The sequence below is a fragment of the Azospirillum brasilense genome (genome assembly GCF_003349955.1).
Taxonomy (GTDB): domain Bacteria; phylum Pseudomonadota; class Alphaproteobacteria; order Azospirillales; family Azospirillaceae; genus Azospirillum; species Azospirillum brasilense_B.
This window is the reverse complement of record NZ_QLKQ01000005.1, coordinates 15,894-31,403: the sequence shown is the minus strand read 5'-3', so window position 1 is coordinate 31,403 and position 15,510 is coordinate 15,894. Positions and strand designations below refer to the sequence as shown.

10 protein-coding genes are annotated in these 15,510 nt (G+C 71.9%); 6 read left to right on the top strand and 4 right to left on the bottom strand.

The window, feature by feature from the left end; genetic code table 11:
- Positions 1-27 precede the first annotated feature (27 nt).
- The gene (locus DXK32_RS03480; protein ID WP_114857344.1) at positions 28-1,113 is read left to right on the top strand and encodes an ABC transporter substrate-binding protein; all 1,086 of its coding nucleotides are present in this window, start codon (positions 28-30) and stop codon (positions 1,111-1,113) included.
- Complete coding sequence (locus tag DXK32_RS03475; RefSeq protein WP_114857257.1) at positions 1,106-1,825, top strand: SDR family NAD(P)-dependent oxidoreductase; 720 nt, start codon at positions 1,106-1,108, stop codon at positions 1,823-1,825. Before DXK32_RS03480 ends, DXK32_RS03475 begins: the two co-directional genes overlap by 8 nt.
- A gap of 15 nt (positions 1,826-1,840) precedes the next feature.
- Here the strand turns inward: DXK32_RS03475 and DXK32_RS03470 are convergent, their stop codons facing one another.
- Positions 1,841-2,803: a bile acid:sodium symporter gene (locus DXK32_RS03470; protein WP_114857256.1), complete on the bottom strand. Its 963-nt coding sequence runs from the start codon at positions 2,801-2,803 to the stop codon at positions 1,841-1,843.
- A gap of 48 nt (positions 2,804-2,851) precedes the next feature.
- Positions 2,852-3,283, bottom strand: a complete 432-nt coding sequence (locus tag DXK32_RS03465) for a MerR family transcriptional regulator (protein WP_114857255.1) — start codon at positions 3,281-3,283, stop codon at positions 2,852-2,854.
- 109 nt (positions 3,284-3,392) lie between these two features.
- Between DXK32_RS03465 and DXK32_RS03460 the strand changes: the two genes are divergently transcribed.
- Both DXK32_RS03460 and lspA read left to right on the top strand, forming a co-directional pair.
- Positions 3,393-5,579 carry a heavy metal translocating P-type ATPase gene (locus tag DXK32_RS03460; protein WP_114857254.1) on the top strand — a complete coding sequence of 729 codons (2,187 nt, stop codon included), beginning with the start codon at positions 3,393-3,395 and terminating at the stop codon, positions 5,577-5,579.
- A gap of 11 nt (positions 5,580-5,590) precedes the next feature.
- Positions 5,591-6,118: a signal peptidase II gene (gene lspA / locus DXK32_RS03455; protein WP_114857343.1), complete on the top strand. Its 528-nt coding sequence runs from the start codon at positions 5,591-5,593 to the stop codon at positions 6,116-6,118.
- An 8-nt stretch (positions 6,119-6,126) separates the two neighbouring features.
- Here the strand turns inward: lspA and DXK32_RS03450 are convergent, their stop codons facing one another.
- Positions 6,127-7,524, bottom strand: coding sequence for a PLP-dependent aminotransferase family protein (locus DXK32_RS03450; RefSeq protein ID WP_114857253.1), 1,398 nt, complete (start codon positions 7,522-7,524; stop codon positions 6,127-6,129).
- Positions 7,525-7,662: 138 nt separating this feature from the next.
- Here DXK32_RS03450 and DXK32_RS03445 point away from each other — a divergent pair, with 138 nt between their 5' ends.
- Both DXK32_RS03445 and DXK32_RS03440 read left to right on the top strand, forming a co-directional pair.
- Positions 7,663-8,523 carry a DMT family transporter gene (locus DXK32_RS03445; RefSeq protein ID WP_114857252.1) on the top strand — a complete coding sequence of 287 codons (861 nt, stop codon included), beginning with the start codon at positions 7,663-7,665 and terminating at the stop codon, positions 8,521-8,523.
- Positions 8,524-8,699: 176 nt separating this feature from the next.
- Positions 8,700-13,004, top strand: coding sequence for a response regulator (locus DXK32_RS03440; protein ID WP_205215635.1), 4,305 nt, complete (start codon positions 8,700-8,702; stop codon positions 13,002-13,004).
- 66 nt (positions 13,005-13,070) lie between these two features.
- On the opposite strand, the gene DXK32_RS32905 is transcribed toward DXK32_RS03440, so the two are convergent.
- Positions 13,071-15,440 (bottom strand): hypothetical protein, encoded by a 2,370-nt coding sequence (locus tag DXK32_RS32905; RefSeq protein ID WP_114857251.1) that lies wholly within the window; start codon positions 15,438-15,440, stop codon positions 13,071-13,073.
- Positions 15,441-15,510 lie beyond the last annotated feature (70 nt).

The window sequence follows — 15,510 nt, the reverse complement described above, 5'->3', positions numbered from 1 at the left end:
AACATGATCAAGGGGGAGGACACCATCATGACCAACTTCAGCGTCACCCGCCGCCAGTGCCTGCAGGCCGCCGGCGTCTTCGCGGCCGCCATGGCGCTCGGCCCGCGCTCGCTCTTCGCGCAGTCCGCCCCGCGCACCGTGCGGCTGGGCGTCGGGCTGAAGTCGCTGAACGCCAGCGTCATCAACCTGTTGATCGGCGAGGCGCTGGGCTACAACGCCGCCGAGGGCTTCACCGTCAAGGGCATGGCGGTGGGCGGCAACGCCAACGTCCAGGTCGCGGTGGACCGCGGCGACGTGGAGGTCGGCATCGCCGTGCCGTCCTACGCGCTGCCGATCCTCGCCAAGGGCGAATGGGGCGAGGCCATCAGCTTCTACCAGTACACCTACCCCTACAAATGGGACGTGGCGGTGAAGCCGGGCTCGGCGCTGAAGACCTATGCGGACCTCAAGGGCAAGAACATCGGCGTATCCGACTTCGGCGGCACCGAATATCCGGTGACCCGCAACGTTCTGAAGAATCTGGGCATCGACCCCGACCGCGACGTGAAGTGGACGGCGGTGGGCGGCGGCGTGCCGGCCGGCGTGGCGCTGCAGCGCGGGGCGGTCGACGCGCTCGCCTACTACGACACCGGATTCGGCCTGATCGAGGGGGCGGGCATCCCCTTCGAGATTCTGACCCGCCCGCAGGGCCTGCCGATGATCGGTGGCCAGTTCCTGATGGCGCTGCGCGAGCGGCTGAAGACCGACCGCGCGCTGATGGTCGGCTTCGGCCGGTCGGCGGCCAAGGCCTCGACCTTCCTGCTCGCCAACCCGACGGCGGGGGCCAAGGCCTTCCTCAAGCTCTATCCGGAGACCGCGCCGCGCGGCAGCAGCGAGGAGGAGGCGGTCAAGGCGGTGCTGGTCGCGGTCAGCCGCCGCATCAAGCTCTACCAGCCGCCTTATCCGGGCTTCAAAATGGGCCAGATCAACCCGGACGAGTTCACCACCGAGATGGCGCTGAACGGCATGGAGGCGAAGGACCTGTCGCGCTTCTACACCAACGACCTGATCGCCGACATCAACGCCTTCGACGCCGAGGCGGTGAAGGCCCAGGCGATGAGCTACAATGGCTGAGAAGCCGGAGGTGGAGCGGCCCGTGTCGCCGGGCCGGGCGCTGGTGACCGGGGTCAGCTCCGGCATCGGCGCCGCCATCGCGGCCCGTCTGCTGGACGACGGCTGGGAGGTGGTGGGGCTGAGCCGCACGGCCCCCGCCATCACGCATCCGGCTCTGCGCTTCGTCGCCGTCGATCTGATGGACGCCGGGGCGCTGGCCGACGCCCTGGCCGGCCTGCCGCCGGTGCGGGCGGTGGTCCACGCCGCCGGCATCCTGCGCGTCGGCCGGCTGGGCGAGACGGACGGCGCCACGGCCGACGCGCGGGCGATGTGGCGCCTGCATGTCGAGGCGGCGACCCAGCTCGTCGAGCACGCCGTCCCCGCCATGGCGGAGGGCGGGCGCGTCGTGCTGATCGGCAGCCGCACCTCGGACGGCTCGGCCGGGCGCGGCCAGTACGCCGCCAGCAAGGCGGCGCTGTCGGGGCTGGCCCGCTCCTGGGCGATCGAGCAGGCGCCGCGCGGCGTCACGGTGAACGTCGTCGCCCCCGGCGCCACCGACACGCCGATGCTGGCCGATCCCAACCGCGCCGGCGTGCAGCCGAAGCGTCCCCCCATCGGCCGCTTCGTGAAGCCGGAGGAGGTGGCGGCGCTGACCGCCTTCCTGCTGTCCGACGCGGCGGCCAGCATCACCGGCCAGCGCATCGTGGTGTGCGGCGGCGCCTCGCTGGTGTGAGGCGCCTTTTCCGGCTCAGCGCGCCGGCACGAGGCGCGGCACCCAGCGGACGTAGGTGAGCATCGCCACCAGCTCCACCAGCGTCTGCGTCACCACCACCGCGGGCACCAGCGCCCCGCCGTCCGGGACGGCGAAGGCCAGCGGCAGGACGACCAGGGAGTTGCGTGTGCCGCCGCTGAACACGACGGCCCGCGCCGCCGCCGTCTCCAGCCGGAACAGGCGCGCCACCGCCCGTCCGGCGTAGGGCATCACGATCGCGAAGGCGATGTAGAGCGGCACGGCCAGCGCCACCGCCCGCGCCTGGGCGGCCACGTCGGCGGCGACCGCGGCGATGACGAGGAACAGCACCAGCGCCATCAGCGGCACCGGCAGCCACGCCAGGGCGTCCGCGGCGGCCTTTCCGGCGCCGCCGCGCGCCGCCCAGGCCTGCGTCGCCCCGGCCAGCGCCAGCGGCGCGGCGATCAACCAGACGAAGGCGTCGATGAAGGGGCCCGGCTGGATCAGCGCCGCCGCGTCCGCCCCGGCGAACAGGCCGAGATAGACGGGCAGAAGCAGCATCTGGACGAGCAGCAGCACCGGCGTCGCCGCCAGCACCAGCCGCGCGTCGCCGCGCCCGAGATGGGTGAAGACGACGACATAGTCGATGCAGGGCGCCAGCAGCACCAGCAGCACGCCGAGACGCACCGCCGCCTGCTCCGCCGGCAGCACCGACACCAGCGCGAAGACGACGCCGGGCACCACCGCGAAATTGACCAGCAGCAGGGCCGACAGGAAGCGGGTGTTGGTCATGCTTCGCTTCAGATCGCCCAGCGGGACCTGGAGAAAGGTCACGTAGATCAGCGCGGCGAGGGCCGGGTTGATGGCCGCTCCCCAGAGTTCGCCCGGCAGGACGGCGGCGCTCAGCAGGCCGGCGGCGACCGCCGCGGCATAGATGGGGACCTGATGGGTTTCCAGATCCGCGCGGGTGACGGCGGCCATGGCTCGGTTCCTGTTGGTGAAAGCGTGTTTGCCGGAGGTCTGGCCGGGTCACGGGCAGCAGCGGCCGTCCTCGTGATGGGGCGACAGCGCCTCGATGATGCGGCAATCGGCCACCCGGCCGCCGCGCCGGCACTGGTGGGCCAGCCGGTCCAGCTCGTCGCGCAGGCGTTCCAGGTCGGCGATCTTCCGCTCCACCTCGCCCAGCTGTTCGACGACCAGCGCGTCGACCTCGCCGCAGGGGCGGTCCGGCTGGTCGGCGAGATCGAGCATCGCCCGGACCGTCTCCAGCGGGAAGCCGAGGTCGCGCACCCGCCGGACGAAGGTCAGCCGCCGCACATGGTCGTGGCCGTAGCTGCGGTAGTTGCCCGCCGTGCGGGCGGGCGCCGGCAGGATGCCGATCTTCTCGTAGAAGCGGATGGTCTCCACCTTGGTGCCGGTCAGCTTGCCGAGCGCGCCGATGGACAGCTCCTGTTTCGCCATCACAAACCCTCTTGACCCTGTAGTAACTCCAAGGTCCATGGTAGCGCACGACAGGCAGCCGCGCACCCTCCAATGGCGCGGCCCGCCGCACCGCCGGTCGGAGTGGATCATGCAGGACAGGACAATCGAGGCCGCCGCGCCGGGCACCGGGCAGGCCCTGCGCTACAAGGTGGCGGGCATGGATTGCCCGAGCTGCGTCGGCAAGATCGAGACGGCGCTGCGTCGCCTGCCGGGGGCGTCCGGCGTCGGGCTCAACCATCATTCGCAAATCCTGAGGCTGACGCTGGACGAGGCGGTAACGCCGCGCGCGACGGTCGAGGCGACCATCCGCGGGCTCGGCTTCGGGGTGGAGCCCGCCGACACCATCCACATCGCCGACGGCGGTGGAGCGGTGGCCGACGGCGTCGCCGCGACGGAGCCCCGCTGGTGGCAGACCGGCCGGGGCCGCATCACCATCCTGATCGCCCCGCTGGTCGGGGGCGGTTCCCTGCTGTCCTGGCTGGCGCCGGCCGTGTCGGAGGTCGCCCTGATCCCCGCCGCCCTGTTCGGGCTGGCCGTCTTCGGACGCCGCGCCGTCCGGCTCGCCCGCTCCGGGTCGCCCTTCAGCATCGAAATGCTGATGTCGGTGGCGACGCTGGGCGCTCTGCTCATCGGGGAGGCCGAGGAGGCCGCAGTGGTCGTCCTGCTCTTCGCCATCGGCGAACTGCTGGAGGGTGTGGCCGCCGGGACCGCCCGCTCGGGCATCCGGGCGCTGTCGGCGCTGGTCCCGCGGACCGCCCTGCTCATCGAGGGGGAGAACGCCCGCGCGGTGCCGGTTGAACAATTGGAGGTCGGGCAGCTCGTGCTCGTCCGGCCCGGCGACCGGGTGTCCGCCGACGGCGTGGTCGAGGAGGGCGAGTCCGACATCGACGAATCCCCGGTGACCGGCGAGTCCGTGCCGGTCGCCAAGGCCGTGGGCTCCCCGGTCTTCGCCGGCGGCATCAACGCCACCGGGGTGCTGCGCGTCCGCGTCACCCGCAAGGCGTCGGACAACACCATCGCCCGCATCGTCCAGCTCGTCGAGGAGGCGCAGGCCGCCAAATCGCCCACCGCCCGCTGGATCGAGCGGTTCAGCGCCCGCTACACCCCCGCCGTCATCGCCGTGTCGGTCCTCACCGTCCTGGTGCCGCCGCTGGCCTTCGGCGGGGACTGGCACACCTGGATCTACCGCGGTCTGGCGCTTCTGCTGATCGGCTGCCCCTGCGCGCTGGTGCTGTCCACCCCGGCGGCCATCGCCTCCGGGATCGCGGCGGGCGCCCGGCGGGGCCTGCTCATCAAGGGCGGCGCCGCGCTGGAGGCGATCGGCAAGGTGCGGACCATCGCCTTCGACAAGACTGGCACGCTGACCCTGGGGCAGCCGCGGGTCACCGACCTCGTCCCGCTCGACGGAAACGAGCGCACGCTGCTCGGCCTTGCCGCCACCGTCGAGAATGGCTCGGCCCACCCGCTGGCCCGCGCCATTCTGGAGCGCGCGGCGGCGGACGGCGTGCCGCTGCGCCCGGCCCGCGACCGCAAGGCCGTTCCGGGACGCGCGGTGCAGGCCATGGTCGGCGGGCGCCTGATCGAGGTCGGCTCCCCCCGCCACGCCGTCGAGCGGGGCGCCGCCGGGTCCTTGCCCGCCGACACCGTCGCCGCCTTCGAGGCGGAGGGCAAGACGGTCGCCGTGGTCCTGGCGGACGGACGGCCCGTCGGGCTGCTGGCGCTGCGCGACGAGCCGCGGCCCGACGCCGCCCGGGGGATCGCCGCGCTGCGCGGTCTCGGCGTGCGCAGCGTCATGCTGACCGGCGACAACCGCCGCACCGGTCAGGCGGTTGCCCGGACGCTCGGGCTGGAGGTCGAGGCCGAGCTGCTGCCGGAGGACAAGCTGCGTGCGATCGCCGGCCTGAAAGGGCAGGGGACGGTCGCGATGATCGGCGACGGCATCAACGACGGCCCAGCCCTGGCCGCAGCCGACGTCGGCATCGCCATGGGCGGCGGCACCGACGTCGCGCTGGAGACCGCCGACGCCGCCCTGCTGGGCAACCGCGTCGAGGGGGTGGCCGACCTCGTCACCCTGTCGCGGGCGACGCTCGCCAACATCCACCAGAACGTCGCCTTCGCCCTCGGCCTGAAGGCGGTCTTCCTGGTGACGACGCTGTTCGGTATCACCGACCTGTGGCTGGCCATCCTGGCGGACACCGGGGCCACCATCCTCGTCACGCTCAACGCGCTGCGCCTGCTCCGCCGCAAGGGCGCGAGCCCGGCGCCGGCACTTTGAAGGAGATCAACATGGCCTTGTCATGGACGGCCCTGTCCGCTGGTTCGAGGTCCACTGGTCTGAAACTGGCGGGCACCGTCGGCGCCGCAGTCCTGATCCTCGACCAGCTCACCAAATGGGTCGCGCTGAAGCATCTTCTGGACCCGCCGCGGCTGATCGAGGTCGCGCCGTTTCTCAATTTCGTGCTCGGCTTCAACACCGGCGTCAGCTTCGGCCTGCTGGAGAACGACAGCGTCTACGGTCCCTGGCTGCTCTCCGGAGCGGCGCTGCTCGTCGTCGCGATCCTCGTGGTCTGGGCGGCCCGTTCGGACAGCCGCGCCGAGGCGGCGAGCTTCGGGGCCATTGCGGGTGGCGCGGTGGGCAACGTCGTCGACCGTCTCCGCCAGGGCGCCGTCACCGACTTCATCGACCTCCACGCCTTCGGCTGGCATTGGCCGACCTTCAACGTCGCCGACATCGGCATCACCGGCGGTGTCGGGCTGATGCTGATCTCCGGGCTGTGGCCGCGCAAGGCGTCCGGCGGCGACTCTCCCCGCTGATCCGGAGACTACGGTTCGGCCGCCGCCACGGCGCGCCTCAGAACCGCGAAGACGCGCGGGTCGCCCATCTGGGCGACGTTGAAGCGCAGGAAGCCGGCGGCCGACTGGCCGACGCTGAAGACGTTGCCGGGGGCGAGGACCATTTTTTCGTCCAGCGCCGCCCGTGCGACGGCCGCCGCATCCCGGCCGTCCGGCAGGCTGCACCACAGATAGAAGCCGCCGCGCGGCATCAGCCAGGGGTGCAGGCCGATGGTCGCCAGCCGGTCGGCCATCTCGCGCCGCAGCCGGGTCAGGCGGCGGCGGAGGCCGTCGAGATGCTTGCGGTGGCCGCCGTCGCCGAGGGTCGCGAGGACGAGTTCGGCGGCGACCGGGCTGGGGCCACCGAAATTCGTCGCGACCTGGAGATCGACCAGCGCCTCCACCCAATCCGGCCGCGCCGCGAGGTAGCCGCAGCGGACCGAGGCGGAAAGCGTTTTCGAGAAGCTGCCGATCCGGATGACCTCGGTCAGCCCGTCCAGAACGGCGAGGCGCGGCGAGGGATCCGGCTCGAAGCCGGCGAAGATGTCGTCCTCGACGATGGTGACGTCGTGGGCGGCGGCGGCCTTGAGCAGCCGGTGCGCCGTCTGCGGCGACATCGTGGCGCCGGTCGGGTTGTGCAGCGCCGAATTGGTGATGTAGAGGCGGGGCCGATGCTCGGCCAGCACCGCGGCGAAGAGCGCGGTGTCCGGACCGCTCGGCGTGTAGGGGACGCCGACGATGCGGACCCGATGGGCGCGCAGCAGAGCCTGGAAGTTGAAATAGCAGGGGTCGTCGACCAGCACCGCGTCGCCGGGGCGCAGCAGGAAGCGGCAGATCAGGTCGATCGCCTGGGTTCCCGACCCGGTCAGCAGGATCTGGTCGGCCCCCACGGCCAGCCCCTCCTCCGCGAACTGCCGGGCCAGCAGCCGGCGCAGGGCAAGCGAGCCGCGTGTGCCGCCATAGTCCGCCAGAACGGCGTCGTCGGCGTGGGCGAGACGGCGCAGGGCGCGGCGCAGGGCGGTGTTGGGCATCCAGTCCGCCGGCAGCCAGCCGCAGCCGGGCTTCAGCATGTCCGCCTCGGCGTCGAGCGACTGGCGCGACACCCAGAAAGGATCGATGGCCCGGTCGCGGCGCGGTTCGGCTTCGGCCAGGGCCAGCGGCGGCACGGCGCCGGACACGTAGAAACCGGAGCCGGGCCGCGAGCGGATCACCCCGTCCGCGGCGAGACGGTCGTAGGCCTCCACCACGGTCGAGGGCGACACGCCCATGGTCGCGGCGAAGCGGCGGATCGAGGGCAGCCGGTCCCCCGGCGACAGCCGGCGGTCCGCCATCCTCTGGCGGATCGCCTCCATCACCTCGACCGTCCGCGTGCCCGTTCGGGTCGTCATCACGCCACCTTCGGCAAGTGTACCGCACCCGGTACCAATACAGTTCGGTGCGATTGTATGGGTCCGTGGCTGTCTCCGCCAGCGCCCGCCGCGCTAGGCTCGTCCCGCAATGGGCACGGAACCGGAAAGGATCAGGGAATGCGGTGGGTGACGGCGGGCTGGGGCAGCGGGTTGCTGGGCGTGCTCATCTTCAGCGGGTCGCTGCCGGCGACGCGCGTCGCGGTCGGCGGCTTCTCGCCCCTGTTCCTGACCTCGGCGCGGGCGCTGATCGCCGCTGCGCTGGCGGGTGCCCTGCTAGCCCTGCTGCGGCAGGCCCGCCCGCGGCGCCGCGACCTCGCGCCGCTCGCGGTCGTGGCGCTCGGCGTGGTCGTCGGCTTCCCGCTGCTCACCGCGCTGGCGCTCCGCCACATCACCTCCGCGCACTCCATGGTCTTCATCGGTCTTCTGCCGCTGTCCACCGCCCTGTTCGGCGTGCTGCGCGGCCGGGAGCGGCCGAAGCCGGTCTTCTGGCTGTTCTCGGGCCTGGGCAGCCTCGCCGTGGTCGGCTTCGCCCTGGCGCAGGGCGGCGGCGCGTCGCTCACCGGGGCCGGCCTGATGGTGGCGGCCATCCTGCTCTGCGGGCTGGGCTACGCCGAGGGCGCGGTGCTGTCGCGCCGTCTCGGCGGCTGGCAGGTGATTTCCTGGGCGCTGGTGCTGACGATGCCGGTGATGGCCGGGCTGGCGCTCGCGACCATGCCGGATGTCTGGGCGGGCATCGAAACCCCGGCCTGGATCGGCCTCGCCTACGTCTCCGTCTTCAGCATGCTGATCGGCTTCGTCTTCTGGTACCGGGGGCTCGCGCTCGGCGGCATTGCGGGGGTCGGGCAATTGCAACTGCTCCAACCCTTCCTCGGGCTGTCGCTGGCGGGCCTTCTGCTGAACGAGCCGGTGGCCTGGAGCATGATCGCCGTGACCGGGCTGATCGTGCTGTGCGTCGCCGGAGCGAAGCGCTTCGCGTGAAAGGGGTGCTCCTGGCCACCGCTTTCGGGTTTAAAGTCTCGGTCTATGGCTATTGGGCTAACAAATCGTTTCTCGCCGCCGCCCCTCCGATCAGCTTAAAGTGGCGTCCCGCTGTGCGGCAATGGCCGCGCCCCTGTTGTAGAGGGGGTTTGGAACAAAGGACGGGACGCCTGCGTATGTCCAACGAGACCGACGTCTCCACCGCTCCCGATTTCCTCGCCAGCGGCGGCGAGATGGGCGCCCAGATGCGCGCGTTCGATTGGGCGTCGACGGCGCTCGGCCCGCCCGAGGACTGGCCGCGTAGCCTGAAGACCGCGGTGCGGATCATGCTGACCTCCCGCCAGCCGATCTGGGTCGGCTGGGGGCGGGACCTGATCTACTTCTACAACGACGCCTACAAGTCGATCATCGGCGGCAAGCATCCCTGGGCGCTCGGGCGACCGACCTCGGTCGTCTGGCGGGAGATCTGGGGCGACATCGGCCCGATGCTGGCGACCGCCATGACGGGGGACGAGGGGACCTACGTCGAGGGGCAGCTCCTTCTCATGGAGCGCAACGGCTATCCGGAGGAGACCTACTACACCTTCTCCTACAGCCCGGTCCCCGACGACGACGGCAGCCCCGGCGGCATCATCTGCGCCAACACCGACGACACGCAGCGGATCATCGGCGAACGCCAGCTCACCCTGCTGCGCGATCTCGCCGCCGGCACCGCCGACGCCCGCACCTTGCCGGAGGTGTGCGAGCGCAGCGCCCGGGCGCTCGCCACCAACCCGCGGGACCTGCCCTTCGCGCTGCTCTACGTGGCCGAGCCCGACGGCGCCAGCGCGGCCCTTGCCGGGTCCTGCGGCATCGAGCGCGGCCACCCCGCGGCTCCAGAGACGCTGGCGGTGGACGGCACCTCGGCCTGGCCGTTCACCCCCACGCTCCACGACCCGGTGCTGGTCGGCGATCTGGCGGTCAAGTTCGACGCCGACCTGCCGCCCGGCGTCTGGCGCCGCCCGCCGGCCCAGGCCGCCGCCATTCCGATCCCGGCCAGCGGCGAGACGGGCCGGGCCGGCCTGCTCGTCGTCGGGCTGAACCCGTTCCGCCTGTTCGACGACGATTACCGGCGTTTCCTCGGTCTGGTGGCCGGGCAGATCGCCGCGGCCATCACCAACGTCCAGACCTACGAGGCCGAGCGCAAACGGGCCGAGATGCTGGCCGAGATCGACCGCGCCAAGACGGTGTTCTTCTCCAACATCAGCCACGAGTTCCGCACGCCGCTGACCCTCATGCTGGGGCCGCTGGAGGAGGTGTTGCAGGCCGAGCCGGAGCGGATGCCGGCCCACCGCGAGGATCTGGTGGTGGTCCATCGCAACGGCCAGCGCCTGCTCAAGCTCGTCAACGCGCTCCTGGACTTCTCGCGCATCGAGGCCGGGCGGACCCAGGCGCGCTACGAGCCGACCGACCTCGCCTCCTACACGGCCGAACTGGCGAGCGGCTTCCGCTCGGCCTGCGAGCGGGCCGGGCTGAGCCTCACCGTCGATTGCCCGCCGCTGCCCGCGCCGATCCATGTCGACCGCAACATGTGGGAGACGGTCGTCCTCAACCTGCTGTCGAACGCCTTCAAGTTCACCTTCGACGGCGGGATCGCGGTGTCCCTGAGGCCGGTCGGCGGGGGGGCCGAACTGGTGGTGCGCGATTCCGGGACCGGCATCCTCGAATCCGAACTGCCGCGCCTGTTCGAGCGCTTCCACCGGGTCGAGGGTGCGCGTGGGCGCAGCCACGAGGGCACCGGCATCGGCCTTGCCCTCGTCCAGGAACTCGTCAAGCTGCACGGCGGGACGATCCGGGTCGAGAGCGAGATGGGGCGCGGATCGGCCTTCATCATCGTCCTTCCGTTCGGCACCGCCCACCTGCCGCAGGAGCGCGTCCTGGCGGAGCCGACCGGCGCGCCGGGCGGCGCGCGCACGCAGACCTTCGTCGAGGAGGCGCTGCGCTGGCTGCCCGGGACGGGGGGCGCCGACGGGGAGGAGGAGGCTCCTTTCATCGCCGCCGCCGAGATGGTGGCGGCGCGGGAGACGGGCGCGTGCCCGCGCCTGCTGCTGGCCGACGACAACGCCGACATGCGCGACTATGTGAGCCGCCTGCTGAACGGCTGCTACACCGTCGAGGCGGTTCCCGACGGTCAGTCCGCCCTGGCGGCCATCCGCATGACCCGTCCGGATCTCGTCCTGACCGACATCATGATGCCGGTGCTGGACGGCTTCGGGCTGCTGCGCGCGATCCGCGAGGATGCCGACCTGCGCGACCTGCCGGTCATCCTGCTGTCGGCCCGCGCCGGCGAGGAGGCGAGCGTCGAGGGGCTGTCGGCCGGCGCCGACGATTATCTGGTCAAGCCCTTCTCCGCGCGCGAACTGATCGCCCGTGTGGACACCGCCCTGGCCATGGTGCGCCTGCGCCGCGAGGCGGACAACGCGCTGCGCGAGAGCGAGGCGCGCTTCCGGAACCTCGCCGACCACGCCCCGGTGATGGTCTGGGTCACCGAACTCGACGGCTCCTGCACCTATCTCAACAAGTCCTGGTACGAGTTCACCGGCCAGACCCCCGAGACGGGGTTGGGCTTCGGCTGGCTGGACGCGACCCATCCCGACGACCGTCAGGCCGCCGAGGACATGTTCCTGGCCGCCAACGCGAAGCGGGAGGCGTTCCGGGTGGAGTATCGGCTGCGGCGGACCGACGGGGTTTACCGCTGGGCGATCGACGCCGCCGCCCCGCGCTTCGACGCGGAGGGCGGATTCCGCGGCTACATCGGTTCGGTGATCGACATCACCGAGCGCAAGGAGGTCGAGGACGCGCAACGGCGCCTCAACGAGCTGCTGGAGCAGCGCATCGCCTCGGCAATCGCCGAGCGGGAGCGGGCCGAGGCGCAGCTTCGCCAGGCCCAGAAGATGGACGCGGTCGGCAAGCTGACCGGCGGTGTGGCGCACGATTTCAACAACCTTCTCCAGGTGATTTCCGGAAACCTCCAGCTTCTGGTGAAGGACGTCGCCGGGAACGACCGCGCCGAACAGCGGTTGCAGAACGCGCTGAGCGGCGTCAGCCGGGGATCGAAGCTGGTCGCCCAACTCCTCGCCTTCGGCCGGCGCCAGCCCCTGGCCCCCCGCGTGGTCAATCTGGGCCGCCTCGTCCGCGGGCTCGACGAGATGCTGCGCCGCGTGCTCGGCGAGGGTGTCGAGATCGAGACCATGATCACCGGTGGCCTGTGGACCACCTTCGCCGACGAAAGCCAGGTCGAGAACGCGCTGCTCAATCTGGCGATCAACGCCCGCGACGCCATGAACGGCCACGGCCGGCTGACCATCGAGGCCGGCAACGCCTTCCTCGACGATCCCTACGCCGCCCGGCACGCCGAGGTGGAACCCGGACAGTATGTCATGCTGGCGGTGACCGACACCGGCTGCGGCATCCCGGCGGATGTGCTGGATCACGTCTTCGAGCCGTTCTTCACGACCAAGCCGGAAGGGCAGGGCACCGGCCTCGGCCTCAGCATGGTCTACGGCTTCGTCAAGCAGTCGGGCGGGCACGTCAAGATCTACAGCGAACCCGGTCAGGGAACCACGGTCCGCGTCTATCTGCCGCGCGCGCATCGGGCGGAGGACGTCGTGACGGTGATCGACACCGGGCCGGAGGCGGGCGGGTCGGAAACCGTGCTGGTGGTCGAGGACGACGACGACGTGCGGGCCACCGTGGTCGAGATGATGGCCGATCTCGGCTACCGCGTGCTCAAGGCGCGGGACGCGCAGAGCGCGCTGGCCATCGTGGAAAGCGGGGTGCCCATCGACCTGCTGTTCACCGACGTCGTCATGCCGGGCCCCCTGCGCAGCCCCGAGCTGGCGCGCCGCGCGAAGGAACGGCTGCCGGGGATCGCCGTCCTGTTCACCTCGGGCTACACCGAGAACGCGATCGTGCATGGCGGGCGGCTCGACCTTGGCGTCGAGCTGCTGAGCAAGCCCTACACCCGCGAGGCGCTGGCCCGCAAAGTCCGCCATGTCCTGCGCAACCAGCAGCAGAGGGAGCAAGGGGGGGCCGCAAATCCCGCTGGGGCACCGAAGCCGCCCGCCGATCCCACGCCGGCACCGCCGTCCGGCCGTCAGGGTCTGCGCGTGCTTCTGGTGGAGGACGACGCGTTGATCCGCCTCGTCACGGTGGAGATGCTGACCGGCCTTGGCCACACCGTCTTCGAGGCCGGCAACGCCGAGGAGGCCATGGCGATCGCCGGGACGGAAGCGGTCGACCTCCTGCTGACGGACATCAGCCTGCCGGGAATGTCGGGAGAGCGGCTGGCCGCCGCTCTGCGCGAACGCCACCCGGGCCTGCCGGTCGTCTTCGCCTCGGGGGCGGACCGGGCGCCCAACGGCGGTGTCCACCTGCCGAAGCCCTACGACGACGCGGCGCTGGCCGCGGCGTTGGAGAGGGCGGTGAGCCGGCCAGGCTGATCGCCGTTCCGGGGACGACGGCCGTGCCGCGCCCCGGCGCACCAGCCGGGCCACGGGGCGGAGGGCTCACGGTGTCAGGAACAGGGCCGAGGTCCAGACCCGCGACTGGTCGCGCTGGCGCGCGGTCAGGAACAGCGGATGCTCGCTGCCCGGGGCGAGGCCGAGGTCGGCAAGCGGGATGCGCCCGGCGAGGTCGCGGGGCAGCGGCGCCTCGGTGACGCGCTCCACCGTCACCTCCAGCTCGGTGCCCGGCAGCACGCGGGTGACCCGCCCGGCGTCCGCGTCCGCCAGCAGTGCGTCACCGTCGATGTCCAGAACCGCCTCCGGGGCGTGCGGGTTGGGCGGCGGAGTCAGCGGGTTGCCGACCTTCACGTAGGTGCCGATGGCGAGCCGCACCTGGATGCGCGCCCCGGCCAGACGCGACAGCGCCAGTTCCACCCCGTCGCTGTCGCCGTGGGTGACGGTGCGGATGGCGACGGTGGTCGCGTCGCGGCGCCAGCAGCCCTGTTCCGGATGGTCGAAGCCGAAGGGCTCGACGCGCTGCACGGCGGCGCCGGTGACGGTGATTCCGCCATCCCAATAGGCGCCGCGGTAGCGGTCCTTGATGCGGGCGCCGCCCAGCCGCAGGCGGATCTTCGTCTCGGACAGGCCCAGCTCGCGGTGCAGGTCGCGCTCCCAGACCAGCCGGTCGCCGTCGAACAGGCGCAGGCTCTCCCACCCGCGGTCGCCGAGCAGGCGGTAGTCCAGCGCCTCGCCGTCGGCGCCCGAAACCACCTCGCCCATCCAGCGGTCGCCGAGCCGCAGGCTGGCGAAGCTGCGCTCGCCGGTCGTCGCGAAGGTCCGCCGCGCCCGCAGCGCCCGGCCCACCGACGCGCGGTCCAGCCGGTCGGCGAAGACGCCGGTCAGCCCGCCGCGCGCCCCGAACACCGCGGTTGCCGGCGCCCCGCCGCCGCAGCGCCCCTGATGCTCGTCGCTGCTCGCCGACGCGCCGAGCCGGTAGCCGCGGGCCAGCGCCTCGGCATAGACCCAGTGGAACTGGCCCCAGGCGGAGCCGATCTCGATCAGCCGCTCCAGCTCCGGGTGGTGCCAATCGAGGTTGCAGCGCCGCCCACCCACATGGGGGATCAGCAGATGGCCCTCCGGGTCGTCCCGATAGGCGGCGTAGAGGTCGTCGAGCGGCCAGGCGCCGGGGCGCAGCGCGCCGCGGGTCGACTCGTTCCATTCGAAGGAGCGCACCGGCTGCCCCCGCCCGTCCGCCGGGAAGCGCGGCTGGCCGTCGCGCAGGAAGATCACGTTGTGGTCGCCGCCCGCCGCGGAGTTGCCGCACCATTCCGTGCCGGGGTAGCAGACGAAGCGGTCCGGCTCGTTGCAGCGGTCGATCAGGCCGACCGCCTCGGTCCAGGCGCGCTCCGTCACGTTGAAGTCGTTGGCGGTGTAGCCCAGAACGTCCAGCCCGGCGACGTCGCGCCCGTAGGACAGGTTGTAGGCGGTGTCGTTGGTGCCGACCGTGTCGTTGGAATGGACGTGCAGGTCGGCGTAGACGGCGCGCGGCGCCCCGTTCTCGGCGGTGATGAAGGCTTCGGCGGGGGCGAGGCCCGGCGCCGTCGCGGCGATCCGCCATTCCCCGGCGCCGAGGTCGAGCGCCTCGCGCCGGACCAGCCAGCCGTTCGCCTGCGGGTCGGGAGCCAGCGCGACCGTCCGCGCGCTTTCGCCATGCAGTCCAGTGCCGGCCGGCCCGGTAACGGTCAAGGTGGCGTCCAGCGTGGCGTCGAGGCAGCAGTTGCCCCAGGCGTCGTCGGCGCGCAGCAGCAGCGACGCCGGGCCGGGGGCGGTCAGACGCGGCGCGACCAGCCGCAGGGCGGCGGGCGCGCCCGGCACGATGTCGATCACGCAGTCGCCCGGCACCTCCGCGTATTTTTGGCTGCCCAGCGGGTCGATGAAGACGCGGAAGCGGAAGCCCTGCTCGACGAAGGTCTGCACCCGCGTGCCCGGCCCGCCCTGGCGCCGGTCGCCTAACCGGATCACGATGCGGTCGCCGGGATTCAGGTAACCGTCGATCACGTCGATGACGATGGCCTTCTGGTAGGGCCGCTCATGCCCCTTCTGGTCGAAGCGCACCTTCAGCGCCTGCACGGTGGCCGGGCTCTGCCCCGGCACCAGCGGCCCGGCCTCGTACTCGGCGGAGACGAAGTTGGCCGCCGTGGGGTCGCTGGTCTGGAACAGCGCCCAGTCCGAATAGAACTTCATCGCCAGCTTGATCCCCGCCCCGTCGGCGAGACCCGACCCGCCGACCTCGTAGATCAGCGTCACCTCGGTCCATTCGCCGGCGACCAGCCGCCGGTCGGAGCAGGCGGTGGCGCCGAGGAAGGGACGGGCCTTGTTCCGCTCGTAAAGGCCGGCGGGGGCGATGTGGCCGGTGGGGACGGGATCGCTCATGGGACGGGACCTCGGGCAGGGGGGCGGCGTGCCGCGACGGCTAATACATTGCATAACAAGTTTGATGATA

Bases quoted from the DNA above. Each gene is read 5' to 3' on its own strand.
- DXK32_RS03480 (WP_114857344.1), top strand. From the start codon at position 28: ATGACCAACTTCAGCGTCACCCGCCGCCAGTGCCTGCAGGCCGCCGGC.
- DXK32_RS03475 (WP_114857257.1), top strand. From the start codon at position 1,106: ATGGCTGAGAAGCCGGAGGTGGAGCGGCCCGTGTCGCCGGGCCGGGCG.
- DXK32_RS03470 (WP_114857256.1), bottom strand. From the start codon at position 2,803: ATGGCCGCCGTCACCCGCGCGGATCTGGAAACCCATCAGGTCCCCATC.
- DXK32_RS03465 (WP_114857255.1), bottom strand. From the start codon at position 3,283: ATGGCGAAACAGGAGCTGTCCATCGGCGCGCTCGGCAAGCTGACCGGC.
- DXK32_RS03460 (WP_114857254.1), top strand. From the start codon at position 3,393: ATGCAGGACAGGACAATCGAGGCCGCCGCGCCGGGCACCGGGCAGGCC.
- lspA (WP_114857343.1), top strand. From the start codon at position 5,591: ATGGCCTTGTCATGGACGGCCCTGTCCGCTGGTTCGAGGTCCACTGGT.
- DXK32_RS03450 (WP_114857253.1), bottom strand. From the start codon at position 7,524: ATGACGACCCGAACGGGCACGCGGACGGTCGAGGTGATGGAGGCGATC.
- DXK32_RS03445 (WP_114857252.1), top strand. From the start codon at position 7,663: ATGCGGTGGGTGACGGCGGGCTGGGGCAGCGGGTTGCTGGGCGTGCTC.
- DXK32_RS03440 (WP_205215635.1), top strand. From the start codon at position 8,700: ATGTCCAACGAGACCGACGTCTCCACCGCTCCCGATTTCCTCGCCAGC.
- DXK32_RS32905 (WP_114857251.1), bottom strand. From the start codon at position 15,440: ATGAGCGATCCCGTCCCCACCGGCCACATCGCCCCCGCCGGCCTTTAC.